Below are 830 nucleotides of genomic sequence, written 5' to 3'. Positions count from 1 at the left end.
GGCGTCCTGCCCAGGACCCTGCACGTGGACGAGCCGACCCCGCACGTCGACTGGTCCGAGGGCGCGGTCTCCCTGCTCACGGAGTCCGTGCCGTGGCCCGAGACCGGCCGTCCGCGTCGCGCCGGCATCTCGTCCTTCGGTATCAGCGGCACCAACGCCCACACGATCATCGAGCAGACCCCCGACGACCTCGCCCCGATCCCGGCTCCCGCCGCCCCTGCCACCACCGCACTGCCCTACGTGCTGGCGGCGAAGACGCCGGACGCCCTGCGCGACCAGGCGGCCCGCCTGCGTACGCACCTCCTCGAAGAGGCTCCGGAGATCGGCAACGCCGACGTGGCCTACTCGCTGGCCACGACGCGTGCCCTGTTCGAGCAGCGTGCGGCGGTCGTGGCGGCGGACCGGGACGAGCTGCTGCGCGGCCTGGCCGCCCTCGCCGAGGGAAACGGTGCCGCGGGCCTGGTGCGGGGATCGTCCTCGGCCGCAGGCAAGCTGGCGTTCCTGTTCACGGGGCAGGGGAGTCAGCGGCTCGGGATGGGCCGGGAGCTGTACGAGGCTTATCCGGTGTTCGCGCGGGCGTTGGACGCTTTGGGTGAGCGGCTGGGTCTGGACGTGCTGTTCGGTGACGACGCGGAGGCGTTGGATCGTACGGAGTTCGCGCAGCCGGCGTTGTTCGCTGTCGAGGTAGCCCTGTTCCGGCTGCTGGAGTCGTGGGGTGTGAGGCCGGACTTCGTGTCCGGTCACTCCGTCGGCGAGATCGCTGCTGCGCATGTGGCGGGGGTGCTGTCGCTGGATGATGCGTGTGTGCTGGTGGCGGCGCGTGGGCGGTT

General features: G+C 71.7%; 1 protein-coding gene. It reads left to right on the top strand.

The window, feature by feature from the left end; all coding sequences use genetic code 11:
• Positions 1 to 830: acyltransferase domain-containing protein (locus tag ACP4J0_RS38560; protein WP_426604120.1), on the top strand; the 830-nt coding region annotated here is incomplete at both ends.

The organism is Streptomyces sp. WG7 (assembly GCF_049975785.1).
Classification (GTDB): domain Bacteria; phylum Actinomycetota; class Actinomycetes; order Streptomycetales; family Streptomycetaceae; genus Streptomyces.
This window is presented reverse-complemented; position numbering and strand designations above follow the sequence as displayed.